The sequence below is a fragment of the Blastomonas sp. SL216 genome, from assembly GCA_026625625.1.
Lineage (GTDB): Bacteria > Pseudomonadota > Alphaproteobacteria > Sphingomonadales > Sphingomonadaceae > Blastomonas.
The window spans coordinates 1088872-1113924 of sequence record CP113055.1 but is presented as its reverse complement, the minus strand read 5'-3'; the positions used below and the strand labels follow the sequence as shown (position 1 = coordinate 1113924).

At 64.0% G+C, this 25053-nt stretch carries 26 protein-coding genes; 18 read left to right on the top strand and 8 right to left on the bottom strand.

The window, feature by feature from the left end:
• Positions 1–93 precede the first annotated feature (93 nt).
• The gene (locus tag OU999_05320; GenBank protein ID WAC24610.1) at positions 94–903 is read left to right on the top strand and encodes a spore coat protein U domain-containing protein; all 810 of its coding nucleotides are present in this window, start codon (positions 94–96) and stop codon (positions 901–903) included.
• A gap of 36 nt (positions 904–939) precedes the next feature.
• Here OU999_05320 and OU999_05315 read toward each other — a convergent pair whose 3' ends face one another.
• On the bottom strand, positions 940–1554 hold the full coding sequence (locus OU999_05315; protein WAC24609.1) for a CAP domain-containing protein: 615 nt from the start codon (positions 1552–1554) through the stop codon (positions 940–942).
• Positions 1555–1920: 366 nt separating this feature from the next.
• Here OU999_05315 and OU999_05310 point away from each other — a divergent pair, with 366 nt between their 5' ends.
• From OU999_05310 to OU999_05255, 12 genes are all read left to right on the top strand, one after another.
• Positions 1921–3138 (top strand): class I SAM-dependent methyltransferase, encoded by a 1218-nt coding sequence (locus OU999_05310; GenBank protein WAC24608.1) that lies wholly within the window; start codon positions 1921–1923, stop codon positions 3136–3138.
• Complete coding sequence (locus OU999_05305) at positions 3135–3494, top strand: hypothetical protein (GenBank protein ID WAC24607.1); 360 nt, start codon at positions 3135–3137, stop codon at positions 3492–3494. The genes OU999_05310 and OU999_05305 overlap by 4 nt, the downstream gene beginning before the upstream one ends.
• A 45-nt stretch (positions 3495–3539) precedes the next feature.
• Entirely contained in the window at positions 3540–4217 is a 678-nt protein-coding gene (locus tag OU999_05300) for a hypothetical protein (protein ID WAC24606.1), read from the top strand.
• Between the two features lie 143 nt (positions 4218–4360).
• Positions 4361–5905: a globin-coupled sensor protein gene (locus tag OU999_05295; GenBank protein WAC24605.1), complete on the top strand. Its 1545-nt coding sequence runs from the start codon at positions 4361–4363 to the stop codon at positions 5903–5905.
• A 47-nt stretch (positions 5906–5952) separates the two neighbouring features.
• Positions 5953–6561 (top strand): CheB methylesterase domain-containing protein, encoded by a 609-nt coding sequence (locus OU999_05290; protein ID WAC24604.1) that lies wholly within the window; start codon positions 5953–5955, stop codon positions 6559–6561.
• Positions 6549–7103, top strand: a complete 555-nt coding sequence (locus tag OU999_05285; protein ID WAC24603.1) for a chemotaxis protein CheD — start codon at positions 6549–6551, stop codon at positions 7101–7103. The genes OU999_05290 and OU999_05285 overlap by 13 nt, the downstream gene beginning before the upstream one ends.
• Positions 7104–7117: 14 nt before the next feature.
• Positions 7118–7483, top strand: a complete 366-nt coding sequence (locus OU999_05280) for a response regulator (GenBank protein ID WAC24602.1) — start codon at positions 7118–7120, stop codon at positions 7481–7483.
• Between the two features lie 14 nt (positions 7484–7497).
• Positions 7498–7938: a chemotaxis protein CheW gene (locus tag OU999_05275; protein WAC24601.1), complete on the top strand. Its 441-nt coding sequence runs from the start codon at positions 7498–7500 to the stop codon at positions 7936–7938.
• Positions 7939–8049: 111 nt separating this feature from the next.
• Positions 8050–8319 carry a hypothetical protein gene (locus OU999_05270; protein ID WAC24600.1) on the top strand — a complete coding sequence of 90 codons (270 nt, stop codon included), beginning with the start codon at positions 8050–8052 and terminating at the stop codon, positions 8317–8319.
• A gap of 34 nt (positions 8320–8353) precedes the next feature.
• A complete protein-coding gene (locus OU999_05265; GenBank protein ID WAC24599.1) occupies positions 8354–8746 on the top strand; it encodes a response regulator in 393 nt (130 codons plus the stop codon).
• Entirely contained in the window at positions 8740–10968 is a 2229-nt protein-coding gene (locus tag OU999_05260; GenBank protein ID WAC24598.1) for an ATP-binding protein, read from the top strand. The genes OU999_05265 and OU999_05260 overlap by 7 nt, the downstream gene beginning before the upstream one ends.
• 9 nt (positions 10969–10977) lie before the next feature.
• Positions 10978–11625: a response regulator gene (locus OU999_05255; protein WAC24597.1), complete on the top strand. Its 648-nt coding sequence runs from the start codon at positions 10978–10980 to the stop codon at positions 11623–11625.
• Between the two features lie 99 nt (positions 11626–11724).
• Here the strand turns inward: OU999_05255 and OU999_05250 are convergent, their stop codons facing one another.
• The 5 genes from OU999_05250 to lptD form a co-directional block, all read right to left on the bottom strand.
• A complete protein-coding gene (locus OU999_05250; protein ID WAC24596.1) occupies positions 11725–13467 on the bottom strand; it encodes a D-aminoacylase in 1743 nt (580 codons plus the stop codon).
• A gap of 125 nt (positions 13468–13592) precedes the next feature.
• Positions 13593–14429 (bottom strand): 16S rRNA (adenine(1518)-N(6)/adenine(1519)-N(6))-dimethyltransferase RsmA, encoded by an 837-nt coding sequence (gene rsmA / locus OU999_05245; protein WAC24595.1) that lies wholly within the window; start codon positions 14427–14429, stop codon positions 13593–13595.
• Positions 14429–15424: a 4-hydroxythreonine-4-phosphate dehydrogenase PdxA gene (gene pdxA / locus OU999_05240; protein ID WAC24594.1), complete on the bottom strand. Its 996-nt coding sequence runs from the start codon at positions 15422–15424 to the stop codon at positions 14429–14431. Before pdxA ends, rsmA begins: the two co-directional genes overlap by 1 nt.
• A 22-nt stretch (positions 15425–15446) precedes the next feature.
• Complete coding sequence (locus OU999_05235) at positions 15447–16727, bottom strand: peptidylprolyl isomerase (GenBank protein WAC25356.1); 1281 nt, start codon at positions 16725–16727, stop codon at positions 15447–15449.
• Between the two features lie 183 nt (positions 16728–16910).
• Positions 16911–19190 carry an LPS assembly protein LptD gene (lptD, locus tag OU999_05230; protein ID WAC24593.1) on the bottom strand — a complete coding sequence of 760 codons (2280 nt, stop codon included), beginning with the start codon at positions 19188–19190 and terminating at the stop codon, positions 16911–16913.
• A gap of 323 nt (positions 19191–19513) precedes the next feature.
• On the opposite strand from lptD, the gene OU999_05225 reads away from it, so the two are divergent.
• From OU999_05225 to OU999_05205, 5 genes are all read left to right on the top strand, one after another.
• Complete coding sequence (locus tag OU999_05225; protein WAC24592.1) at positions 19514–20980, top strand: leucyl aminopeptidase; 1467 nt, start codon at positions 19514–19516, stop codon at positions 20978–20980.
• 40 nt (positions 20981–21020) lie between these two features.
• Positions 21021–21488 (top strand): DNA polymerase III subunit chi, encoded by a 468-nt coding sequence (locus OU999_05220; protein ID WAC24591.1) that lies wholly within the window; start codon positions 21021–21023, stop codon positions 21486–21488.
• Positions 21489–21500: 12 nt separating this feature from the next.
• Positions 21501–21989: a hypothetical protein gene (locus tag OU999_05215; protein WAC24590.1), complete on the top strand. Its 489-nt coding sequence runs from the start codon at positions 21501–21503 to the stop codon at positions 21987–21989.
• Between the two features lie 123 nt (positions 21990–22112).
• Positions 22113–22535, top strand: coding sequence for a nucleoside-diphosphate kinase (gene ndk, locus OU999_05210; protein ID WAC24589.1), 423 nt, complete (start codon positions 22113–22115; stop codon positions 22533–22535).
• A gap of 64 nt (positions 22536–22599) precedes the next feature.
• Positions 22600–22983: a GFA family protein gene (locus tag OU999_05205; protein ID WAC25355.1), complete on the top strand. Its 384-nt coding sequence runs from the start codon at positions 22600–22602 to the stop codon at positions 22981–22983.
• Here OU999_05205 and purN read toward each other — a convergent pair.
• Positions 22980–23945, bottom strand: a complete 966-nt coding sequence (purN, locus tag OU999_05200) for a phosphoribosylglycinamide formyltransferase (GenBank protein WAC24588.1) — start codon at positions 23943–23945, stop codon at positions 22980–22982. The genes OU999_05205 and purN overlap by 4 nt on opposite strands.
• Positions 23935–25050: a phosphoribosylformylglycinamidine cyclo-ligase gene (gene purM / locus OU999_05195; GenBank protein WAC24587.1), complete on the bottom strand. Its 1116-nt coding sequence runs from the start codon at positions 25048–25050 to the stop codon at positions 23935–23937. Before purM ends, purN begins: the two co-directional genes overlap by 11 nt.
• Between the last annotated feature and the right edge of the window lie 3 nt (positions 25051–25053).

Below are 25053 nucleotides of genomic sequence, written 5' to 3'. Positions count from 1 at the left end.
CGTCTGGTGGCGGCATCTCGGCCCCGGCGGGCTCGCCTGGTACGATGGGCCATCGCGATGCTATTGCTTTGTCTGGTCCTGTGCCGTCCCGCTATGGCCCAGGCCGCGAGCTGCACGATCTCGGTGGCTGCGATGAACCTTGGCGTCTACACGGGCGCGCTTTCGACGACCGGTACGACAACCGTCACGGTGACATGCACCCAGGGTTTCAACTACAGCATCCTGATGGGCTTGGGCAGCGGAAGCGGGGCGACGCAGACCAACCACAGGGTCACCGGACCAAGTTCGAACACGTTGCAATACAACATGTTCCGCAATTCAACCCGAACGCTGAACTGGGGCCAGACCATCGGCACAGACACGATCAACGCGACAGGTACAGGAAGAGCGCAGACCTTCTCGATCTACCCCCGACTCCCGGTCGGCCAGTCGGGGCCGCCCGGGACCTATACCGACCAGGTGAACATGGCCGTGTCAGGCAATGGGGTTTACACGGTCACCAGCTTCATCGTGACCACAACCATCCTGCCAAGCTGCACGATCACATCGGCCAGCCTGAGCTTCGGCACCTATATCGGCATCGTCCGCGACGCGTCCGCCATCATCACGGTCAGGTGCTCGAACGGCACGCCCTATAATGTCGGATTGAATGCGGGCACAGCGCCCGGCGCAACCGTCTCGACGCGAAAGATGACCGGGCCCGGCGCGGCGCTGCTGGGGTACAACCTGTTCCGCGATGCCGGGCGGACCATCAACTGGGGCAACACGATCGGCACCGATACCGGTACTGGGACCGGGAGCGGCGCAAACCAGAGCGTCTATGTCTATGGCCGACTGCCCGCCCAGCAGCGCGTCACGCCGGGGGCCTATGCCGATACCGTCGTCGCAACCATCACCTATTGAAGTCCTGCGACGGGTCCTCCCGGGCCGGGGGGTAGATCAATCGCCCGGACTTCCGCCAAGGACATTCCCGGCAGGCATGTATCTGCAGACCAGATAGTCATCGTTGGTATCGGTGGAGATGGCACAGCCGACATGGGTGGTCCTGCGCCAGATGATCTGGGTGTAATGCCCGATATCACCAAAATTCCCCGCGGCGAACGCATCATCGATCGATCCGCCATCGTAGAACTGCCGTTCTTCGACCCACGCCCCGGCCATGTCGGCATAGCTATAGGCACCATGCGTCCCCATCCACAGATTCTCGCCCTGTGCCGGGGCTCCGTCGAGGTTTGCGCTGTGCGCAAAGCGACGCGAGCGGGCCATGGTGCCTGCATAGGCAGCGGCATTCGCTTCCAGCCGCTTGCTCCACACCAGTGGCGGGAAGCCGACATCGCGCCGTGCAGCATTGTGCGCATCCAGCATCTCGGACTGGAGTGCATTGCGCGCCAGTTGCCGTTGGACCTCGTTCGCTCCGACCAGACCCAGGCTCCCCGCACCCACCGCCAGCAGAACCCATGCCGTCCGCACGACGTGCCGCCGCCAGGTCCGGGCACGCAACATCTTCGGTTGTTCGGCTGAAGCGCTGGCAGCGGGATTGGATGTGTCTGGCATGATCAAGACCCTTTCCTTCCGGCGCGATGCCCGAAGCCGTCCAAGACCATTCAGGGTCAGGAACCAAGGGGCATCGTGCGCCTGAACGGCACGACCGCCAGACTCGGATTCTACGCATGGAGCATGGCACCCGGAGCCGATCCGGCAGTCATGAGAGTGCCGATGGCTGGTGTATCGGGTGCAACCCCATTTGCGCCTCGAGCAGACAGGCTGCCGCGCAATTTTTTGCCGGGATTTTGATCCTGATCAATTCAGCGGCGTAAGTTGTCCGTACAAATATCGTCTCCGGATGCAGCACTGGCCGCATTCGGCCTCTCATCTCCGGCAAGGCACCAGCCCTGCCGGCAACGGAAAGGCCTCAAGACGATGACCCAGGACTTGCCGCCGCCCTATACTGCATTGGCCCGCCACCCGATGATGCCGCGTACCCGGCACGATGAGGCTGCGCGGTTCAACTTTCTCACCCATTTCAACCGCTATGTCTCGGCCAGCCTGGGCCGGGGCAACCAGCTTGCCTATGATATCCGTGTGCTGCCCGGCTTCCGCGCCGAACATGGCCGCGATCCGGTGCATCGCGACGAGATCCGCGATGCTATGAACCGTGATCCGTTCCACCGCACATGGTCAGCGCTCAAGCGCAACGCGATGGAAATGCGGCAGATGAACGGTCGCCAGACGGTGCTGCGCCAGCTCGATGAGCTGGACGCGCTCGCCCGCCAGTTCAACGAGCATAGCGGCCAGTTGCAGCTCGATCCGGCAATCGCGCAGCCCTATTACCAGACCTGTGTCGACATCCATTGCCAGCCCGGTGGCTATCACTCGGAGGAGCGCCCTGGCGATGTGACGGTCGGCGCGAATTATGATGTCGGCCTGTTCGCCACCACCGGCGGTGCGCTGGGTGCGCTCAACGATGGCGGCGGGCAGGCGGTGGTCGCCTGGGCCAAGGCCAATCGGCCCGGCTGGTCGCCCCGGCGGATCCTCGATATCGGCTGCACGATCGGCCACAATGCGGTGCCGATCGCGCAGGCTTATCCCGAAGCCGAGATGATCGCGATCGATACGGCAGGCGCGAGCCTGCGCTATGGCGCGGCGCGCGCAGCGGGGCTGGGGGTGCGGAACATCACCTTCATCCAGGCCGACGGCGAGGACCTGTCGCGCTTCCCCGACGATCATTTCGACTGGGTGCAGACAACGATGTTCCTGCACGAACTGTCCGCCGCTGCGATGCCGCGCATCCTGGCCGAGGCGTGGCGCGTGCTCAAGCCCGGCGGGCTGATGCTGCATGTCGAGCAGCCGCAATATGGCCCCGATATGCCGCTGTTCGAACAGTTCATGCGCGATTGGGACGCGTTCAACAACAATGAGCCATTCTGGTCCGCGATGCACGGCGTGAGCATGACCGAGGTGATGGAACAGGCGGGCTTCGCACGCGACGAGCAGTTTTCCATCGGCGTGCGCGCAGTGGTCGATCCCGCTGTCTTTCCGCCGTCGCCTGACGGCGGCCAGGAGGATTATGGCCGCGCCGCGATCTGGAACGCTTATGGCGCGTGGAAGGCTGCGCCTGCACAGGAGATGGCAGCATGACCGAAGGAATGGACTGGATCGCTAGATCGGGGGCACGCGCCAAGGGCCGCCGCCCCGCCTTTTTCGATGAGCCTGCGGTCGACCGCCTCTACTCGCTCAGCCTGGCGCTGATGGCCGAACTTTCGGCAACGCGCGAGCGGCTGGATACGGTCGAGCGGCTGCTCGAGGCCGGCGGCAGCCTGAGGCGCCAGGATATCGAGGACTATGCGCCCGATCGCGCGGCGGGCCAGGAGCGGGGGGAGGACACCCGAGCCTATATCGCCCGGGTGATGCGCGGCTTCCAGCAGGAGGTCGAGGCGATGGAACAGCCCGACCCGCCGATCATGGATATCGTCGCAGAGCTTTCCGCGCGCTGATCGCGGGGGCAGGCGGGTCTGCACACAATCATGGGGGGACTATAGGTGATCGAAGAGGTTCTGGTGCTGCGCTGGGTGCATATCCTGGCGATGGTCTATTGGCTGGGCGGGGAATGGGGCGTGTTCCAGTCCAGCTACAATGTCACGAACCCCGCGCTGTCGCTGGAAGAGCGCAAGCGGCATATGGAAACCGCCTATCGCATCGACATTCTGGCGCGCACCGGCATCATCCTGTTGCTGCCGCTGGGGCTGCATATGGGCCATATCTATGGTCTGCAGCCCTTTGGTGGCGGGTATCTGACGGCAATGTGGCTGTTCGTCGCAGGCTGGCTTGGCCTGTGCTGGGGCGCGTTCTTCCGCCGCGAGACCGATATCGGCATCACCCTCACCAAGATGGACGAGGCGATCCGCTATCTGCTGATCCCGGCGATCTTCGCGACCGGCATATCCTCGCTGCTTGGCCATGGTCCGTTCGAAGCCAGCGAGGGGATGCGCTGGTACGCCACCAAACTGACGCTCTATGGCTTCACGCTTTGCATCGGTCTGGGCTTGCGATGGATCATGCGCCGCTGGACCACCCGCTTCCGTGTGCTGGCACTGGGCCCCGATCCCGTGCAGGAGGCAGCGCTGGAGCGCGAGATCGGATATGGTCGCTTGATGGCCTATGTCTACTGGATCACGATCGCCGGAATCTGTTTCCTGGGAACGGTCAAGCCGTTCTGAACCGTTACTGGAAATGCGCCCCGGTGATGCTGTTTGTTAACCAACAACCTGCTTTCCGGGGCGTTACCGTAGATATACCGTATTTAGGGTTTTGTTTACGGCACAAGCACTTACTCACCCCATAGACAAATGGGGACCAGGCCATGGATACGGCATCGGCAAATCAGGACAGGCTTTCTTTCTTCGGTATCGGCCAGAAGGACTATCGCAGTTTTCCGCGCATATTGAAGCTGCTGGAAAAGCATGCCCCGGCGGCGCTGGCCGATTTCTACGACAAGATCGGTGCCACGCCCGACGTCGCCAAGTTTTTCCGGTCGCGCGAGAATATGGACCATGCGCGCGACAAGCAGCTTAACCATTGGGTTCAACTGTTCTCGCGCGAGATCGGCGAGAGCTATTTCGGAAAGGCCGAGCAGATCGGCAGCGTGCATGCCAAGATCGGCCTTGCGCCGACCTGGTATATCGGCGGCTATGCCATGGTGCTTGAACAGCTGATCCATGAGGCGGCGAGTTCTCCGGTGAACCGCCTGGCCGGAAACCGGCTGGGCAAGGTCATCGGCTCGCTGGTCAAATGCGCACTGCTCGACATGGACATCGCCCTTTCCAGCTACTTCCGCGCGGAGGAAGCCCAGCGCCTGGCCGTCATCTCCCAAGTCGGCCAGGCGCTGGAATCCCTCGCGAAAGGGGATTTCACCGTCCGTCTCGAAGGCCTGCCGCCTGCCTTTGCCAAGGTGGAGCAGGACTTTGAATTCATGCGCAGCCGCATCAGCGAGGCGCTGGCTCAGGTGGCCGAGACGGCAGACAGCATCAATACCGGCTCGATCGAGATCAGCCAGGCGTCGGACGACCTGTCGTCGCGCACCGAACAGCAGGCGGCCTCGCTGGAGCAGACCGCAGCAGCAATGGATCAGCTGACCGGCGGCGTGCGCGAAACCGCCGATGGTGCGGCGCATGTGAACCGGTCCGTGGCCGCAGCGCATGCCGATGCGACGCATGGCGGCGCGGTCGTCAAGGAAGCGGTCGCGGCGATGGACGATATCGAGCGGTCAGCGCAGGAAATCGCCAAGATCATCAACGTCATCGACGGCATTGCCTTCCAGACCAACTTGCTGGCGCTCAACGCCGGGGTCGAGGCAGCGCGTGCCGGCGATGCCGGCAAGGGCTTTGCCGTTGTCGCCAATGAAGTGCGCGCGCTGGCGCAGCGTTCGGCCGATGCGGCCAAGCATATCAAGGAACTGATCAGCGAAAGCTCCCGCCAGGTGTCGCGCGGGGTCGAGCTGGTCGGCCAGTCTGGCGAGGCGCTGGATAGCATCGTTGGCAAGGTCGCCGAAATCGCAAGCCTGGCGGGTAATATCTCCGAACTCGCCGCCGCGCAGTCGAACAGCCTGCAACAGGTCAACACGGCGGTGAGCGAAATGGACAAGATGACCCAGCAGAATGCGGCGATGGTCGAGGAATCGACCGCTGCAGCACGCAGCCTGGCCACCGAAGCCGATCAGCTGAGCGGGCTGGTCTCGCGCTTCTCGCTTGGCGGTGGTGGTTCGGGCCTTGGCTCGACCGTGCACGAAATGCCAAGGGCAGCGCCCACTGCGCGGCGTCATCCCAGAGCTGCGCCCCGGCCCATGGTCCGCGGCAATCTGGCAGTGGCGATCAACACCGACGCGTCCGAAGACTGGTCCGAATTCTAGGCAAGCTAACGGGGGCAGGGCGCATGCGCGGCAGGGCTGAGCCAAGGATGACCTCCAGGCCTTCCCCCGCGCCGTATCGCTGGAACGGATGCATTGCAGCATTGGCGGCTTCTACCGGCGGCGTGGAGGCCATTAGCCGGGTGCTGGAGGCGTTTCCGTCCGATGGCCCGCCGGTGCTGGTGGTGCAGCATATGCCGGGCGGCGGGATCACGGGCCTGTTTGCCGACCGCATCGACCGGCATCTTCAGCCGCATGTCGTGGAAGCGGCCGATGGCATGCCGATCGCGCCGGGGACGGTCTATATCGCCCCGGGTGGCAAGCGGCATCTGACCGTCGGCCCCGGTGACCCGCTGCGGTGCTGCCTCGTGGATGCCGCGCCGGTCGCCGGACACCGTCCCTCGGCCGATATGCTCTTCCACTCGCTTGCCGCTCTGCCGACCGGCAAGGTGGTGGCCGTCATCCTGACCGGAATGGGCGACGATGGCGCACAGGGGATGCTGCAGCTGCGCGGCAAGGGCATGCACACGATCGGCCAGGATCGCGCCAGCGCGCTGGTCTATGGCATGCCGCGCGTCGCGGCGGAACGGGGAGCGGTGGAAGAGGTCCTGCCACTAAACAGGATCGGGGAGAGGATACTCGCGCTATGCCAATGCTGACCGACCTCGGCAGGGACCCGATGACCATCCGCCACAATGTGCTGCAGGGCGAGTTCGAGGTGTCGCGCGATCCGCACCTCGTGCTCACCACCGTATTGGGCAGTTGCATCGCCTGCTGCCTGTTCGACCCGGTCGCGAAGGTCGGCGGCATGAACCATTTCCTGCTCGCCTCTCCGCCCAATGGGATGAACGGCCTGGGCGACGATGCCCGGCGCTATGGGCTTTATGCGATGGAGCTGCTGGTCAACGAGATGATCAAACAGGGCGCGGTGCGCGCCACCATGCGCGCGCATCTTTATGGCGGAGCAAATCTGCACAGCGGCATGCGGGCGATCGGCACGGAAAATGCGCGCTTCGCAGAGGGCTTTCTAAAGGCTGATAGCATCCAGCTTGTGCGCTCTGATACCGGGGGCGTGCAGGCGCGGCGGCTGGATCTCCAGCCCGCCACCGGGCGGGTCCGCTGCCGATCGGTGCAGGGCGACTTCCCTTCGATCCAGGCGGCGCGAGTGCCGGTGCCTTCGGGCGATGTCGAGCTCTTCTGAACGAGGTAGACCATATGACGAAACCGATCCTGACCGTGGACGACAGCCTGAGCATGCGGATGTTGCTGCGCGCGGCGCTGAGCGATGACGGACATGCCGTGGCCGAGGCCGAGGATGGCATGGCTGCGCTCGAATGGCTGGGTGCCAACGAGCCCTCGCTGGTCATCACCGATATCAACATGCCCGGCCTTGATGGCCTTGGTCTGATCGCCGAACTGCGCGCGGATCCCCGCTATCGCGACATCCCCATTCTCGTGCTGACGACAGAAAGTGCACCGGAAAAGAAGGAACAGGCGCGTGCGGCGGGGGCGACTGGATGGATTCTTAAACCATTTGACCCAATCAAGCTGAACAGCGCGGTTCGCCGCGTCATGCATTGAACTTGGAGCGAACCATGCAGCGCCAGATCATCACCTTCCAGATCGACGACAAGATGCTTGGCGTCGACATCATGGCGATCCGCGAAATCCGGGCCTGGACCCCGGTGACACCGATCCCACATGCGCCGCCCTATGTCCGCGGAGTGGTGAATCTGCGCGGAACCGTATTGCCAGTGGTTGATCTGTCCGAAAGGCTGGGCTGGGGGGCAGTCGAACCTTCCGAACGCCATGTCATCATCGTGGTCGAGATTGATGGTCAGCTGGTCGGACTGACTGTCGATTGCGTCAACGATATTGCCACCATTGAGGCAGGCGGGTTGCAGCCGCCACCCGATACCGGCGGCGAAAGCCTGCTCGAGGGGCTGGCGACGGTCGAGGACCGCATGGCAATGGTGCTGAAGCTGCGTTATATCGGGGCCGGAGCCGCGATTGCCGGCCTGTCTGAGGCGGCTTGACGGTCAGGTTGAAAGGGAAGGCTGATCCATGCGCCAGATTGCTTGCGCGGACCTGAGGGGCAACATCGAAACTATGGCGCTGCAATCGCCTGCCGCAACAGCAGGTGCAGCATGAGCCGGGCCGCATTGTCGCAAAAGCTGCGGCTGCAGATCGCCGATGAGCTCGATTGCGCCCGCGAGGAGATCGAGCGGCTGGGCGGGTTGCTGTGCAGCGATCCCGCGCTTGTCGCCGCGCATATGACCAGCCTTCAGGCGCTCGACATGATCGGGCAGCAGCAACTGGCGCTGGCCGCCATCCTGCGCGCGGAAGACCCGCAGGCCGCCATCGCCGGAACCCCGCTGGAACAGTTGCGTGAACGGCTGGAACAGGCGCTGGATTAACCTTTGGTCAACCATGTTGGGCAAGGGTTGACGCGTGTACAGGCCCCATATCCTGATCGTCGAAGATGACGACGCCGTGCGCGGCGAACTGGTAGAGCTGCTAAGGGCGCTCGGGGCCGGGGTGACGTCCGTCGCAGATGGCGAGGGGGCGATGGATGCCAGCCGCGAACAGAGCTTTGATCTGGTGCTGTGCGACTACAAGCTGAAGGCGGAAAACGGGCTGGATGTGCTGTCCGCGCTTTCGGCGCTGCCATCCGCGCCTGATCCATCGCAGCTGTTTCTGATGTCTGCGCACAGGGATATCACCATGTCCGGCCAGGGCGATATGGCCGCAACGATGGGCGGCCTGCTGCAAAAGCCGATCGGTGGCGCAACGCTGCGCACACTGGTGGCCGCAGCGGTCGCGGCGGAGGCAAGGCGATGCTGAGCGTCAACTATCCGCAAGGCTTCAGGGTGGTCATGCCCTTCCTGTGGCCCATTGCAATGGTCGCGCTGATGCTTGCCATGGCCGCATCGTCGGTCAGGCTGGTCGCGGCCCCCGGGTTCGACTTTTATCTCGGCCCGCTGTTCTACCTGCTCGCATATCGGTGGTTCGGCGTCAGGGCCGGGGTGCTGACGGCAGTTGTGACCACGATACCGACGCTTTGGTGGTGGGGGCAGCCGACAGCCATGCTGTTCTCGCTCGGCCACGTTCTGGCTATCCGGCTGTTTTCGGGCGAGGGCCGGGGCCTGTCGACGGTTACCTTCTTCTATCAGTCCGCCATTGGCCTGCTGATCGGCCTGTTCTTCATGCTCTCGTCCTATCAGACCCCGGTCGAGGTTGCCGTGGTCATGATGTTGCGGCGGGTGCTGTGTGAGACTTTGCTGGCCGCATTGGCCGATATCATCGTGCTTGCGGTGTTGATCGACCCATCGCGAGGCAAGGTGCGGCGCGCCCGCAATCTGGGATTGCAGCAGATACTCGAGGCGGTCGTCTCGCTGGCCGTGGCCGGGGCTGCCGCACTTTTCCTTCTGGGCGAACTCAACCATGTCAACGATCGGCTGGAACTGCATCAGAAGGATGTCGGTGCAGCCGTGATGGCGATTCCGAACTTGCGCACGCTGCAACCGGAGCATGTCTACAAGTTGAAGATGCATGGTGTCGATGCACCGATGTCATTTGTCGAGACATCCAACGGTCTGCTTGGCCCTGCCGCAAAGGGGCTGGGATGCCGCTGGCTTGATGCTGGGCAGGCTGACCCCGGCGATCGCGACCGGATCGGCTATTGGCTGAACATGTGCTATGCCGTGCCCGTCTCCGCGGCAAAGACCATCATCGTCTCCCCGAAAAACCATGTCATCACGCTGTACCAGCAGATCCTGCGCGGGGTCCTGCCGCTCATGGCGTATCTCACATTCGCCCAGATCGGTCTGCTGGTTTTCGGGAACGCAGTGCGACGGACGACACACGTGCTCAGTCAGGCGCTTCATGGCTTTGGCAGGGGCTATGTCAGCACGCGGCCGACCGCACCGTTTCGCGAAGCGGACCAGCTACTCGGTTCATTCATTGCCGCAAACAACGAGTTCGTCGCCTTCGAGCGGCAACGAGAGCACCTGATGCGGACGGTCGAAGAGCTGCGCTCGGCGATCGACCTGAAGCTGCTCAGCGACATCCGCTTTGATGCGACACGGCATGAACTGCGCTATGCCAAGGTCGATCCCGCCATGGGGCGGCGGGGATCGAGCCTGGCCGTCCATTCTGCCGATGCGGCACATTTCGAGACGCTGGCCGGACAGAACGAGATCATGGTCGAGTTCCGGCGTGGGCGCGACCATGGCGATCATTGGTATCTGCTGCTGGCACGCGACTATGACGAGGAGAGCGGCAGCTGGCGTTATGGCTGTCTTATCCGCCTGCGCACCGCAAAGGCGTTCCAGACGCAGATGCGGCACGGCGCGCGGCTGATGGAGCTGGGCGGCATGGCGTCCGCGCTCAGCCATGAGCTGCGGCAACCGCTGTTCACCATCTCGCTGGCGGCCGAAAATGCGCTGCTGCTGCTGGAGAAGGGCGATTCCGACCCCGAGCGGCTCGCGGCAAAGTTCGGGCGCATTGTCGAGCAGGTCGCGCGCGCCAATGCCATCATCCAGCACACATCGGCCTATACGCGCACCGAGCGCGATGAGCGCGTCGCGATGGAGCTGGGCCAGGCCGTGCACAATGCGGTCCGCTTCATGCGCCCGGTGATGACCGAGCGCCATGTCGATATGCAACTCTCGATTCCGGACGATCTGCCCACCATGCTGTTGCCCAAGGTCGGCATCGAGCAGATCATCGTCAATGCGTTGCAAAATGCCGCTGATTCCATCGATGCCCGGCGCGAGACCGAAGGCGCGGAACTCGCGGGCCTGATCCTGCTTGAAGTGATACAGGGCGATGATGGAATCGAGCTCTTTGTGCGCGATAATGGCGCGGGGCTGGACCCTGCAATCCGCAGCAATGCGTTCAACGCCTTTTGCACCACCAAGCCCGAGGGCAAGGGCACAGGGCTTGGTCTGTTCGTCTGTCGGCAGATCATGGACGAAGTGGGCGGCTCGATCGCAATTGCCGACAATGCTGATGCGCCCGGGGCAAGCCTGACCCTGCGGTTCCCGGTGCACGGGGGATACTGAGCGATGGATATGCGCGACAAACGTCATGTCTATATCGTCGATGACGATGCCGAAGTGCGTTCCGAGCTTGCCGAGGCACTCGAACTGCGTGGGTTTGTCGCCGGCACCTTCGACGGTGGCGAGGCCTTTCTCGCCTGCGAGGCAGAGCTTGATCCGGGCTGTGTCGTGCTCGATCTCAACATGCCCGGCATGGGGGGCATCGAGGTTCAGCAGGCGCTGGTCGACAGTGCCAGCCATCACAAGATCGTGATGCTGACAGGCGCAGGATCGGTCTCAACCGCGGTGCGCGCGATGCATGCCGGGGCGATCGACTTTCTGGAAAAGCCCTTCCACATCGATGATCTGGTCCGAGCCATCGGCAGCGCGGTCAATCGCCAGTTGCAGGAGGTGCAGGAAGACGCGCGGCGTCGCCAGGCGGAAGAGCAGATCGGAAGACTGTCCGAGCGCGAACGCGATGTCCTGTGCGGCATGGCACTCGGCCTGGCCAACAAGATCATCGCCTATCGCCTTGGCCTCTCTACCCGGACGGTGGAAGCCTATCGCGCGCAGTTGATGCACAAGCTGGGGGTGCGCAGCCTTGCCGAAGCTGTCCAGATCGTGCGCGATGCCGGGCTGGAGCCGACCGGCGCAATCCTGCGGAGCGAGCCCGAGGGCTGAACGCGCCTTCTGGGAAAGTCGGGCCTTTCCGAAAGAGACGATATGCAAGCGGCGGGGCAGCCATCCCACCCCGCCGCTGGCCGCATGGTCAACGATGCGTCATTCGGCGGCGACGCGCTGCTCCACATTTTGCGGACCACGGATCAGCGAGCCTGGTCGGGCTGCCGTGACCTCTCCGTCGCGGAAGGTGATTTCGCCGGACTTGATCGTGGCGACATAGCCCTCGGCCTTTTGCAGCAGGCGCTTGCCCCCTGCTGGCAGATCGAAGGCCAGCCAGGGACGCGACAGGCGCAGCCGAGCGAAATCGATGATGTTGAGATCGGCGAGATAACCGGGCTTGAGGACGCCGCGATCGTTCAGGCCATAGAGGCGCGCGGTATCATGGCACTGGCGCTTGACCGCCAGCTCGACCGGGATCGTGCCGGCCTTGCGGTCGCGCGCCCAGTAGCTGAGCAGGAACGTCGGCGCAGCAGCATCGCAGATGGTGCCGCAATGCGCGCCGCCATCGGACAGCGAAACCACCGTATCGTCGCGCTGCAGCAGTCCCTTGATGAATTCCAGATTGCCATCCTGATAGTTGAGGATGGGCAGATAAATGAAGCCATTGCCATCATCGGCCATCAGCACATCATAGGCATATTCGGCAGGATCACGGCCCGCCGCATCGGCGACCAGCGCAATGCTTTCCTCGCGCGTCGGCTCATAGCTGAAATTCTCGCCCAGCTCGAACTGCAGCGCCCATCCGCTGGTGACCAGCATGAACAGGGCGGCGGTATCCATCGAGGGCGGCGGGAGGTTGTCTTCCGCTAGAAGCTTCGCCTTGAATGCCGGGTCCTTCAGATGGGCAAGCTGCTCTTCCCAGGAAAGGCCAGCGATCGCCTGCCAGCTTGGCCGCTGGACGAACGGATGGACCGTGCCGCGCCAGGCCATCACGACGCCGGTGCCCCTCAGTGAGATCTGCGCGACGACATGACCGCCGGTTCGGTTGGCCTCTTCGCAGGCCGCCATCTGCTCGGTCCAGTGCATCTGCTTCATCGGCGATTGCAGCATGGCGAAGGTGACCGGCAGCCCGGTTTCCTTCGACAGCGCGGTCATCCAGTCGAACTCCTTCCATTCGGGAACGAGATCGGATGCCATTTCGAAAACGCCATAGCCGACATTGCCCATCGCGCGGCCGATGCCGATCAGCTCGCGCGCAGTTGCCGTGGTGCCGGGGACCAGCTCGCCGTCGACAGACTTGTGCAGCACCGTGCGCGAGGACGAGAAGCCCAGTGCTCCCGCGCGCAAGCCGTCCTCGACGATCCGCGACATGGCGGTGATGTCGGCATCGGTCGGCTCTTCATTGGCTGCACCGCGTTCGCCCATCACATAGGCGCGCACTGCGCCGTGCGGGACATGCGTTCCGATATCGATGGTGCGCGGCAGCCGCTCGAGCGAATCGAGATATTCGGGGAAGCTCTCCCAGTCCCAGCTCATCCCTTCGGCCAAGGCGGTGCCGGGAATGTCCTCGACCCCCTCCATCAGGCCGATCAGCCACTCATGCTTGTCGGGCTTGGCAGGCGCGAAACCGACGCCGCAATTGCCCATGACGACCGTGGTCACGCCATGCCAGGACGATGGCGCCATGACGTCATCCCAGGTTGCCTGGCCGTCATAATGCGTGTGCACATCGACAAATCCGGGGGTGACGATCAGGCCATCTGCATCGATTTCCTCGCGGCCAGGCCCGTTCACCTTGCCCACGACAGCGATGGTATCGCCGCTGATGGCGATATCGCCGATATAAGGCGCGCCGCCCAGGCCATCATAGATGGTGCCGCCGCGAATGATCAGATCGTACATGGGTTCAGGCTCCTCATCCTTGCCGCTGCGCCGGGTCTGGTGCCGGGCTGTCATGCGGTTCGGGGAGCGATGCTACGCTACTCTTGGCGAAAGGAAAGGGGGAAGCGGTATGATTGCGCAACCGGTCAGGCTTGCTCCATCGCGCGGGCTATTGCGAGAAACTCTTCGACGCTCAGCGTCTCTGCCCTGCGCGCGGGATCAATGCCCACCGCTTCGAGTGCGGCCAGCGCGCCGGGCAGGCTCTTGAGGCTCTGCCGCAGCATCTTGCGGCGCTGGCCGAACGCGGCGGCGGTGATCGCCTCGAGCCGTGCAGCCTTGATCCCCTCGGGCATATTCGCCGGGGTCACATGGACGATGGCGGACATCACTTTAGGCGGCGGCGTGAAGGCGCTGCGGTGGACCTTCATCGCCAGCCGCGCGTGGGCCCGCCACTGGCTGAGGATCGCGAGGCGCCCATAGGCATCGCCATCGGGAGCAGCCACGATCCGCTCCGCCACCTCGCGCTGGAACATCAGCGTCAATGACAGCCATTGCGGCGGCCAGGCCTGACCGCTCAGCCAGCCGATCAGCAGTGCGGTACCGACATTATAGGGCAGATTGGACGCGATATGGCACGGGCCAGGCATCACGTTGGCCAGCGGAAGCTCCAGCGCATCGCCCTCGATCAGCTTGAGCTGACCGGGAAAGGCTTCGGCCAGCTCAGCGAGTGCAGGCAGGCAGCGCCGGTCGCGTTCGATCGCTGTGACGTTCGCCCCGGCGCGGAGCAGCGCTCGCGTCAGCCCGCCGGGGCCAGGGCCGATCTCGAGCACATCCTGCCCGTCCAGCTCTCCGGGCACCGCCGCGATCCGGTCGAGCAGCTGCTCGTCGAGCAGGAAATTCTGGCCGAGCGCCTTGCTGGCGGCAAGACCGTGGCGCGCGATGACATCGCGGAGCGGGGGCAGGGCGGTGACGGGCGCGCGCATCAGCCGTCGTAGGTCTGGCGATGCGTCCAGGCCGAACCCGCCATGCGGATCGCGGCGATCATCGATCGCGGGCTGGCAATCCCCTTGCCGGCAATGTCGAAGGCGGTGCCATGATCGGGCGAGGTGCGCACGATCGGAAGGCCCAGCGTCATGTTGACCGCATCGTCGAAGTGCAGCGCCTTGACCGGGATGAGCGCCTGATCGTGATACTGGCACAATGCCACGTCATAGCGCGCCCGCGCCGCTGCGTGGAACATCGTGTCGGCAGGCAGGGGGCCTGAGACCAGAAAGCCCTCTTCGCGCAGGATATCGATCGCAGGCTGGATGATCTCCATCTCTTCCCGGCCCATGCTGCCCTGTTCGCCCGCATGCGGATTGAGCCCGGCAATCGCGAGGCGCGGGCGCTCGATGCCGAAATTGCGCGCCATGCCCTTGGCAGCGGCGCGCGCGCGGTTGACAATCAGGTCGATCGAAAGCGCTGCAGGAACCTCGGCGATGCCGATATGCACCGTGATCGGGATCACGCGCAATTCGGGCCCGGCGAGCAGCATCGCGACATTCTGGCGCGAGACGCCGCAGGCTTCGGCGATGAATTCGGTCTGTCCGGGGAAGTTGAAACCGACCTTCTGCAGCTGGATTTTCGAGATCGGACCCGTGACGATGCCGCAGGTCGTGCCGGCGCGTGCGAGCCCTACGCCCATTTCGAGCGCCTGCAACGCACAGCGCGCGCCATCAAGGTCGGGTTCGCCTGGGACCACGATACCGCTGTCGATGACCGGCAGCACCGGCAACGCGGTGGCAAAGGCATCGCGCGCTTCTTCGGGATCGCCGATGACCTTCACCGGCCCGGTCCACACCGCTGCAAAGGCGCGCGGATCGCCCACCGCAAAGAATGGCGTAAGGCTTTCGGCCTCGCGCGCGTCCCAGCTCTTGCCGATGATTTCCGGTCCGATACCGGCGGGATCACCAGCCGATATGGCCAGCAACTGTGTCACGCCAGGAACCGGCCCGTCTGCATCAGTTATACTCGATCACGGCGTCGCGGCGAAGGTCGCGCAGATAGATCTGTGCGCGGCGGTTGACCTTTTCCTCTTCCATGTTCGCCATCAGCTGTTCGGGGCTGGGGCCGCCATCGGCTGCCGGATCGTCGCGGCCGCAGAGGACGAGCACACGCACGCCATCCTTGACCGAACCGAAAGGCTGGGTCGCTTCACCGACCGACAGCGCGATCAGCGTGTCCTGCAGCGGGGCCGGGAGCTCGCGCACCGGAACCTGATCGTTGTTGGTGACGGTCGCGCCAAGCCGCTTGGCAACCTCGTCGGCGGCGCCGCAGCCCTTGATCTGGCGGGTGGCGGTAGCAAATTCGGATGCGCGCCGCGTCGCTTCGGCTTCGCTGAGGCCGGGCGGGAAGGCGATCGACAGCTGCTTGAGCCCGAGCAGGGCATCGCGCGGGTTGGCGGTCAGGATCTTGCGCTTGTCGATCAGATAGATCAGCGAGAAGCCGCCCGGAATTTCGATGGGCCCGGCAAGCTGGCCCACCTGCATGTCGCGAGCGACCACGCCCAGAGCGGACGGAAGCTGGCCGAGCTGGATCCAGCCCAGATCGCCGCCGACCGCCGCTGTCGACGCTTCGGAGAACTGCCGGGCATAGGCGACGAACGACCCGCCCTGCTGCAGCTGCTGGATGATCTGCGCGGCATTCTTGGCCACTTCGGCGCGGTTCTGCGAATTGGCGGAGAGATAGATTTCGCCGATTCGGAACTCTTCGGTGCCCTTCGACGCCTTCAACCGCTCGATGACCTCTTTCACCTCCTCTTCGGAGACGTTGATAAAGGGGGTCACATTGCGGCCCAGCAGGCGCTGCCAGGCAAGTTCGCCGCGAATCTGGCGCTTGAGCGAGCGCGGCGACGAGCCGATGCTGGCGAGATACTTGTCGAGCGCGGACGTATCGCGCCGGAAATTCTGCTGGGCGACCTGCGCATAGGTGCGCTCGACCTGGCTTTCGTCGATGGTGATGTCGTTGGCGGAAGCTTCCTGGATCTGCAGCGTTTCGTCGATCAGATTGCGGAGCACCTGCAGCCGCAGGCGCTGGCGTTCCTCTTCGGAAACCGGCGCATCATTGGCCGCGAGGATCAGCGCAACGCGCTCGTCGATATCGGTGCCGGTGATGATCTCGCTGTTCACGATCGCCGTGGCGCGGCGGACATTGGGATCCTGCTTGCCGAAGATGGTCAGGCCCTCGGGCACGTTGAGCGCCGTATCCGGCATGGCCTCATCGTCCTTCACCGTCTGAGCCATCGTGGGGAGGGCAAGGCCGGCCATCAGCGTAACGGCCAGCGTGGTCCGGGCCAGCTTGCGGGTGCGGATCGCGAGAGTGTTCAATGCTTGCAAGCTCATATCTTCCTGATTGGGGAAAAGCGACCCCCTGCCCAATATCGGCTTAACCGTGGCTGAGCGGGGCGGTGAATATCGTCTTTGCGCTCAAAAGCCAAGGTTGCGCAAGGCCACGCGCAGCAGAAAGGTGTCGCCGCGCTGCGCATCACCCACCGGAATGTAATCGCGGCGCCAGGTAATGCCGAGTTCCAGGCAATCATCCTCATAGGCGACGCCCAGCCGTGTGCGGATGGGCTGGAAGCCGTCTGACTGCAGCTGGGGGTCCTCTTCCTGGTTGCTGAGATCGACCACAGCCGCGCCGAAGACCGACCAATAGCGCGCCACGCGCACCCGGCCTGCCACGCGCAATTCCTCGCGATCCTGCAGATCCTCGATCTCCGGGCCGATATCGCGGTTGAGCCGCAGATAGCCGATCTGCGCATAGGTCTGCCGCCCGCCAATCGTGACATCGACCTCGTTGCGGCGCACGGCCAGATTGTCCTTGTCGAGCCGGAAACGGTGGGTGTAGCGGATGAAATTGCGCAGCTTGAGGTCAACCCGGCCGACCACGTCCGAGGTGCGGTTGCCAAGGCCGGTGCCTTCGGGAAGAAAATCGCGCTCGTCGTCGAAGCGATAGCTCTGCCCGACCACCGCATTCAACTGCATGCCCGGACGCTGAAGCGACCATTCGATGCCATAGACGACGCGCACGCCCTCTTCCATCCGGTCATAGCCGGGCAGGCGGTTGAGCGCGAACAGGTTGCTGTCCTCAAGCTCGATCGCACGCGAATCCTCGTTGGGAACCTCAAGATTGCCCGTGGTCGGCGTCGCCACGACCTGGACGCGCGGGCTGATCACCTGCGTGCCGCCAAAGGCCTCGCCGACGAAAGGCCAGCGGATATCGGCAGCGACAGATCCGCTGCCACGCGCCTGCAGCCCGGACTTGCCACGATAGATCAGCGTGTTGGTCAGCGCATTTTCGCTGCTGTTATAGACATCGCCGCGGGCCAGCGCGGTCAGCGTGACCTCCTGGCCCATGCTGGTCAGGCGGCGCAGGTCCCAGCGCGCCTGCGCAAAGGCGCGCTGTGTGTCCTGGCCAGAGGTGCGGCCGATGGCCAGCGTGTTGACCTGGAACTCGACCTTTCCGCCCGCAACCTGGTCCGGCATGCGATAGCGCCAATCGACCACCGGCAGCGCGATGGGCACCTGGCCCTGCGGATCGTTGACCCGCAGCGTCTGCGTCGCCCAGCCCGCCAGCGAGAAATAGCTGTTGGGGCCGATCCGCTCGGCCTCGATGGTCGAGCGCAGCCGGTCGTCGCGGCTGACATCGTAACGGCGCAGGAACGTGCGGTCGGTCACGACCCGGATCGAGCCGCCAATGCTCCACGCATCGTTCAGCTGGAAACGCCCCGTGGCATCGAAATAGCCGCGAAAGTCATTCTGGCTATCGGGCGCGACATTGCCCGCACCGACGGGAATGCGCGACCCCGCCGTGGCATAGCCGGTAATCTGATAGGCTCCGCGATCGGTGAGCGCGCGATAGGTGGCATTCACCATCGGCAGTGCCTCGGTAAAGACCGATCCGGTAACCGTCAGATCGCGATTGGGCGCGAGGCTGACATAATAAGGCAGGCTGAGCTGGACGCCATTGGCCTGGCTGAAGCGGATATCGGGCACAAGCAGGCCCGAGCCGCTGCCTTCACCGACCGGATGGCTGAGCCCCGGCATCGGGATGACCGGCAGGCCGAACAGCTCGAGCCGTGCGCCGTCATAGCGCACGCGCTTGTCGGCAGGGTTGTAGACCACCTTGATCGCGCGCAGCTGCCAGCTGGGGCGCTTGGGCTTGCCGGTGGGCGTTTCCACCAGACAGGCCGAATAGGCCGCGTTTTCCAGCGTGATGACGCCATCGTCGCGCGTGCCGCGCGTCGCGACCATGCGGCCGCCGGCCTCCAGCACCACCAGGATGTTCTCGATCACGCCATCGCGGATCGACTCGGTCAGCTCGATCGAATCGCCGTACAGCTTGTTGCCGTCCGGGTCGGTGATCTGCACGCCACCTGCGGCGCGCACTTCGCCCGATTTGCGGTCCCAGGTGACGGTATCGGCGACCAGCGACTGATCGGCGCGAACGAGCAGAACATTGCCGGTCGCGGTGACGACATCGGCATTGCTGTCATAATCCAGCCGGTCGGCGGTGAATTCGATGACCTGCGGCTCCTCGCCCGCAGCACCGGGGGCGGCGGGGGCCTGGTCATCGGCATATTGCACGATGTCCTTGCGGGAGAAGGTGAGGTTTTCACCCAACAGATAGCTTGTGCGGGTGCAGACGGCCTGATCGGCGGCGAGCGCGGGCGCGGCTTGCGCAGCCAGCAGCGCCGAGCCCAGCATCAGACCTGTCCGTGAAATGCGCAAACCAGCCATCCGTCGATTCATGCGGTGGTTGTCATGGCCCAGAATCACGGGCCGTCCACGCGCCAGAATCGCGCCTATTGCACTGCAAAAGCCCGAGCGCAAACCGCTTTCGATGGTCCGTGCAAGGCTGCGGCAAATGCTGGCAAACAAACCGAACCTGTCCTATCGCTTGCAAGCACGGCCATGCCACCAATATGGCAGGCGGAACCTTGTCACCCCAATGAGCGCACCAGCCATAGGGCCAACATGGTTCACAATCGATTAACCGGCCCAATGGCCCGCCTTTCGGGGACCCTTTGATGAACATTGTTTTCGACGCTTCCGCAGATAGTTACGCCACGATCGCCTTTCCGGTCGCCAAGGACGAGCTGGCCAGCCTCAGCCTGCCGCTCGAGTCCGGCGCTGTGGTGGTCGAAGGCGCGAAAGCGGCGCGGTTCGAAGGCGGCGCAGGCGAGGTGTTCGACATTTTCGTGAGCCAGGGCGGCAAGACGCTGCGCATCGCGCTCATTGGCACCGGCGGCCAGTCGCGCACCGATCTGGAGCGCGCGGGCGGTCAGCTGGTGGCGAAATATCAGCGCTCGGGAGTGGAGTCGCTGGCGGTGGACATGGGGCTGGGCGCGCTGGGGCACAATCGCGAAGGCGCGGCGCAGTTCCTGTTCGGCGCGGTGCTGCGCAGCTGGTCGCATGACCAGTATCGCACCAAGCTGCCCGTCAAGCAGAAGGTGAGCCTCACCGAAATCGGCGTGGTCAACGGACCTGCCGGGCTGGGCGCGATCTGGACCGATCAGGCCGCGATTGCCGAGGGCGTCGCCCTCACGCGCGAGCTCGTCACCGAGCCTGCCAACATCATCTACCCCGAAAGCTTCGTCGAGCGGTGCAAGCATCTGGAGTCGCTGGGCGTCGAGATCACCGTGCTGGGCCAGGAAGAGATGGAAAAGCTGGGCATGGGCGCGCTGCTCGGTGTGTCGCAGGGCTCGGTTCGCCCGCCCCGGATGCTGGCGATGCGCTGGAACGGCACCGGCGATGCCAAGGCCAAGCCGGTGGTGCTGGTCGGCAAGGGCGTGACCTTCGATACCGGCGGCATTTCGATCAAGCCTGCTGCCGGCATGGAAGACATGAAGTGGGACATGGGCGGTGCAGGCGCGGTTGCGGGCACGATGAAGGCGCTGGCAGGGCGCAAGGCCAAGACGCATGTCGTAGGCATTTGCGGGCTGGTCGAGAACATGCCCGATGGCAATGCCCAGCGCCCCGGCGATGTCGTCACCAGCATGTCGGGTCAGACCATCGAGGTCATCAATACCGATGCGGAAGGCCGTCTGGTGCTGTGCGATGCGCTGCATTGGGCGCAGGAGAATTACGAGCCCGAATATATCGTCGACCTGGCGACGCTGACCGGCGCGATCATCATTTCGCTGGCCGACCAGCATGCCGGGCTGTTCAGCAATGACGATGGCCTTGCCGAAAAGCTGACCGCAGCAGGCAAGCTGTCGGGTGACCCGCTGTGGCGTTTCCCGCTCAGCAAGGCCTATGACAAGATGATCGACAGCCCGATTGCCGACATGAAGAATGTCGGGGCGCGCGGCGGCGGTTCGATCACTGCGGCGCAGTTCCTCCAGCGCTTCATCAAGCCGGGCGTGAAATGGGCGCATCTCGACATCGCGGGCATGGTCTGGGCCGACAAGCCCGGTCCGGTCTGGGACAAGGGTGCGACCGGATATGGTGTTCGGCTTTTAAATCAGTGGATTGCAGACAATTTTGAGAATTGATCTGAGCTTTTCCCCTCGTGCTGGCGAGGCGTAGATTACCGTGCAGGTCGATTTCTACCACCTGACGCGCGATTCCGCCGAGCGGGTTCTGCCCGCTCTGGCGGCACGCACGCTGGCGCTGGGTCAGCGTATGCTGGTGCTGTCCGAGGATGCGGGGCAGCGCGAGGCGCTGAGCCATGCACTTTGGACGCACAGCCCCGAAAGCTTTCTGGCGCATGGCGCGTTGGATGGGGCCAACCCACAGGTCCAGCCGATCCTGCTCGCTGACCGGGTCGAACCCGCCAATGGCGCGCGTTTCATTGCGCTCGCCGATGGTGTCTGGCGCGATGCGGCGCTCGAATTCGATCGGGTCTTCCTGCTTTTCGGCGAGGCTACCATCGCAGGGGCGCGCAAGGCCTGGGTCGCGCTGGGCGAACGCGACGGGCTGGAACGGCATTATTGGAAGCAGGACGGCGGCAAATGGGTTGAACAGACCCCGGGCAAGCGTCAGGATGCGCGCGAACCTTAAGGAGACGGTGGAATGCGCAATTCTGTGATAGCGATCGCGGCCCTTGCCCTGTTGGCAGGCTGCGGCGGCGAGAAGACCGTCTACAGCGATGCCGAGGGCAATGAGGTAAAGGTCACGCGCGAAGGCGATGGCGAGGCGTCCGAGGTGAAGATCACCAGCGCCGATGGGTCTGCCACCGTCAATATCAGCAGCGATGGTGACAGTGCGAAACTGCCGTTCGGGCTCCAGCTCTATCCGGGCGCCAAGGTTGTCTCGACCATGGCCAGCAATTCCGATGGCAAGACCGGGGCGATGGTGGTGATGGAAAGCGCGGCCAAGCCCGATGCGGTGCTGGCCTGGTATCGCAAGGCGGTCGAGGGCAAGGGCTTCAAGATCGAAAGCGAGATCACCACGCAGGATCTGCGCGCCATCACGGGCACCAAGGACAGCGGCACCTTCTCGCTCCAGGTGGTGCCGGCAGAGGCGGGATCGTCGATCACGCTGATCGCCGGCGACAGCTGACCGGGTCCGCAAGCAGGGCGCTACGGCGGTTTTTCTTGCAGCGCACAAGGCAGCCCGCTAGGGGCGGCGGCGAATCGTGCCGCACGTGCGCGAGACCTCATCATATAAAGCAGGAGCACCCCAATGGCCGTCACTCGGACCTTTTCGATCATCAAGCCCGACGCCACCCGTCGCAACCTGACCGGTGCGGTCACCAAGATGCTGGAAGAAGCCGGCCTGCGCGTCGTCGCTTCCAAGCGCATCCACATGACCCGCGAACAGGCCGAAGGCTTCTACGCCGTGCACCGCGAGCGTCCCTTCTTTGGTGAACTGGTCGACTTCATGATCTCCGGACCCGTCGTCGTTCAGGTTCTGGAAGGCGAAAACGCCATGCAGCGCAATCGCGACATCATGGGCGCCACCAACCCCGCCAATGCCGAACCCGGCACCATCCGCAAGGAACTGGCCGAGAGCATCGAAGCCAATTCGGTGCACGGATCGGACAGCGACGAGAACGCCGCGATCGAGATCGCATACTTCTTCAAGCCGGAAGAAATTGTCGGCTGATACGGAAAATGGTGTCACCGGGCGCTGTCTTTGCGGCGGCGTCCGGGTCACTCTGCCACGCCCGGTGCATGACGTGGGCGTGTGTCACTGCCATATCTGCAGGGCCTGGACGAGCGGACCCTGGATGGCGCTGCAGGTTCCGGAAGCAAACGTCGAAGGCGACGATCTTGCGGTGTTCCGGTCCTCCAGCTTTGCCGAACGCGGCTTCTGCCGAACGTGCGGCAGCCACATTTTCCATCGACCGATCGATGGACCCGAACTCGCCATATCCGCAGGTCTGTTCCGCGATCCGGCGCAATTTGTTGCGCGCGAGATTTTCGTGGACAGCCAACCGCGCCAATATCGCTTTGAGGGGGTCGAGAGCCGCCGCACCGGCGTGTCGATGGCACTGGAATGGTTGCCCAAAATCCTGAAACGGCGGGTTTTGCGCTGGCTAGGGCGACGCTAGAAGTCTGCAGCGATATCCATGAACTTCGTCAGCCGCTTGGGTGCGACACTGCGCCAGCTGCGCTGCAACCAGTCGGCGATATGCTCCCAATCGGTGCGGCCTGTATCCAGCCGGATCGCGATCCAGCCCGAGGGCGCGTAGAATTTGGGCAGATAATACAGCTCGGGGTCCTGATCGACCAGGGCGGCCTGCTCGTCCGCGCCGCTGGTCTTGACCAGCAGGGCAATCGCTTCCTCGCCATGATGGTGGACCGAGACATAGGCGAAATATTTGCCGGTTTTCTCGCCGCCCACGCGCCAGCCGGGTGCGCCGTGCGAGGGGCGGGAATCGGTTTCGGGTAGCGCCAGCGCCAGCTCGCCCACCTTGGCGACGATCCAGTCGGGATCGCTCTCGCGCGCGACATAGTCCGCCAGAGTGCGCGCATAGAGCTGATGCTCGGCGATCAGGACGCGTGCGGCCAATGTGTCGGCGGTGTCTCCGCGCAGGATGGCCACCTCGGTCTGGCCGAGCACCGGTCCGTCATCGAGCTCTGCAGTGACCAGATGCACGCTGCATCCGGCGACCTGATCGCCAGCTTCGATGGCGCGTTCGTGCGTGTGCAGACCCTTGTACTTGGGCAGAAGCGAGGGGTGAATGTTGAGCATCCGCCCCTCCCAGCCGCGCACAAAACCGGGGGTCAGGATGCGCATATAGCCTGCCAGCGCGACATGATCGGCGCCGCTGGCGCGGATGGCCCTGTCCATCGCCGCATCATGGCTCTCGCGGTCCATGCCCTTGTGCGACAGGGCAAAGGTCGGCACGCCTTCGGCCTCGGCCAGTGTCAGACCGCCGGCATCGGGATTGTTCGAGGCAACCAGCACCACCTCATAGGGGCAGGAGGGCGCACGCGACGCATAAAGCAGCGCGGCCATATTTGTGCCGCCGCCCGAGATCAGGATGGCGACACGGGCCTTACCCCGCATGGGTCGCGCTCCAGGCCGCCTTTGCGCTCCAGGTCTCGGTCGATCCGCTGACGGTGCAGCCCTTGTCGCCTGGCTCGATTCGGCCGATGCGATGGACGGTCTCGCCGGCCGCTTCCAGATCGGCGGTGACCGATACGACGTCCTGCTCCTTCACCACCAGCACCATGCCAATGCCGCAGTTGAAGGTCCGCGCCATTTCTTCCGGCTCGATATTGCCCTGTGCCTGCAGGAACGCCATCAGCCGGGTCTGCGTCCAGGCATCGGCATCGACATGCGCGTGCGCGCCATCGGGCAGCACGCGCGGAATGTTTTCCAGCAGGCCGCCGCCGGTGATGTGCGCCATTGCGGCGATACGGCCCGATTTCACCACCGGAAGCAGCGAGGCGACATAGATTCGCGTGGGCGCGATCAGCGCGTCGATAAGTAAAATCTCCTGATCGAACAGCGCAGGCCGGTTCATCTTCCAACCCTTGTCGGCAGCCAGCCTGCGGACCAGCGAATAGCCGTTGGAATGGACACCCGACGAGGCAAGGCCGAGCAGCACATCGCCCGGCCTGACCCGGTCGCCGGTCAGCACCTCGTCGCGCTCGACGGCGCCGACGCAGAAGCCCGCCAGGTCATAATCGCCCGCCGCATACATTCCCGGCATCTCGGCCGTCTCGCCGCCGATCAGGGCGCAGCCGGCCAGCTTGCAGCCATCGGCAATGCCCGCGACGACGCGTTCGGCAATGCCGGTGTCGAGCTTGCCGGTTGCGAAATAATCGAGAAAAAACAGAGGTTCGGCGCCTTGGACGATCAGATCGTTGACGCACATTGCGACCAGATCGATGCCGATCGCGTCATGCCGGTCATGGTCGATCGCCAGCTTCACCTTGGTACCGACACCATCATTGGCCGCGACCAGCAGCGGATCGCGAAACCCGGCGGCCTTGAGGTCGAAAAAGCCGCCGAAGCCGCCCAGCTCCGCATTGGCACCCGGGCGTGCGGTGGCCTTGGCGAGCGGGCCGATCGCCTTGACCAGGGCGTTGCCCGCAGCAATCGAGACGCCCGCCTGAGCATAGCTGTAAGATGTCGGATTTGGCGCATCGCCGGTCTTGTCAGTCATGGC

Coding starts and splice junctions, on each gene's coding strand:
- OU999_05320 (WAC24610.1), top strand. CDS start 94: ATGGCCCAGGCCGCGAGCTGCACGATCTCGGTGGCTGCGATGAACCTT.
- OU999_05315 (WAC24609.1), bottom strand. CDS start 1,554: ATGCCAGACACATCCAATCCCGCTGCCAGCGCTTCAGCCGAACAACCG.
- OU999_05310 (WAC24608.1), top strand. CDS start 1,921: ATGACCCAGGACTTGCCGCCGCCCTATACTGCATTGGCCCGCCACCCG.
- OU999_05305 (WAC24607.1), top strand. CDS start 3,135: ATGACCGAAGGAATGGACTGGATCGCTAGATCGGGGGCACGCGCCAAG.
- OU999_05295 (WAC24605.1), top strand. CDS start 4,361: ATGGATACGGCATCGGCAAATCAGGACAGGCTTTCTTTCTTCGGTATC.
- OU999_05290 (WAC24604.1), top strand. CDS start 5,953: ATGACCTCCAGGCCTTCCCCCGCGCCGTATCGCTGGAACGGATGCATT.
- OU999_05285 (WAC24603.1), top strand. CDS start 6,549: ATGCCAATGCTGACCGACCTCGGCAGGGACCCGATGACCATCCGCCAC.
- OU999_05280 (WAC24602.1), top strand. CDS start 7,118: ATGACGAAACCGATCCTGACCGTGGACGACAGCCTGAGCATGCGGATG.
- OU999_05275 (WAC24601.1), top strand. CDS start 7,498: ATGCAGCGCCAGATCATCACCTTCCAGATCGACGACAAGATGCTTGGC.
- OU999_05270 (WAC24600.1), top strand. CDS start 8,050: ATGAGCCGGGCCGCATTGTCGCAAAAGCTGCGGCTGCAGATCGCCGAT.
- OU999_05260 (WAC24598.1), top strand. CDS start 8,740: ATGCTGAGCGTCAACTATCCGCAAGGCTTCAGGGTGGTCATGCCCTTC.
- OU999_05255 (WAC24597.1), top strand. CDS start 10,978: ATGCGCGACAAACGTCATGTCTATATCGTCGATGACGATGCCGAAGTG.
- OU999_05250 (WAC24596.1), bottom strand. CDS start 13,467: ATGTACGATCTGATCATTCGCGGCGGCACCATCTATGATGGCCTGGGC.
- rsmA (WAC24595.1), bottom strand. CDS start 14,429: ATGCGCGCGCCCGTCACCGCCCTGCCCCCGCTCCGCGATGTCATCGCG.
- OU999_05235 (WAC25356.1), bottom strand. CDS start 16,727: ATGGCTCAGACGGTGAAGGACGATGAGGCCATGCCGGATACGGCGCTC.
- lptD (WAC24593.1), bottom strand. CDS start 19,190: ATGCTGGGCTCGGCGCTGCTGGCTGCGCAAGCCGCGCCCGCGCTCGCC.
- OU999_05225 (WAC24592.1), top strand. CDS start 19,514: ATGAACATTGTTTTCGACGCTTCCGCAGATAGTTACGCCACGATCGCC.
- OU999_05215 (WAC24590.1), top strand. CDS start 21,501: ATGCGCAATTCTGTGATAGCGATCGCGGCCCTTGCCCTGTTGGCAGGC.
- ndk (WAC24589.1), top strand. CDS start 22,113: ATGGCCGTCACTCGGACCTTTTCGATCATCAAGCCCGACGCCACCCGT.
- purN (WAC24588.1), bottom strand. CDS start 23,945: ATGCGGGGTAAGGCCCGTGTCGCCATCCTGATCTCGGGCGGCGGCACA.
- purM (WAC24587.1), bottom strand. CDS start 25,050: ATGACTGACAAGACCGGCGATGCGCCAAATCCGACATCTTACAGCTAT.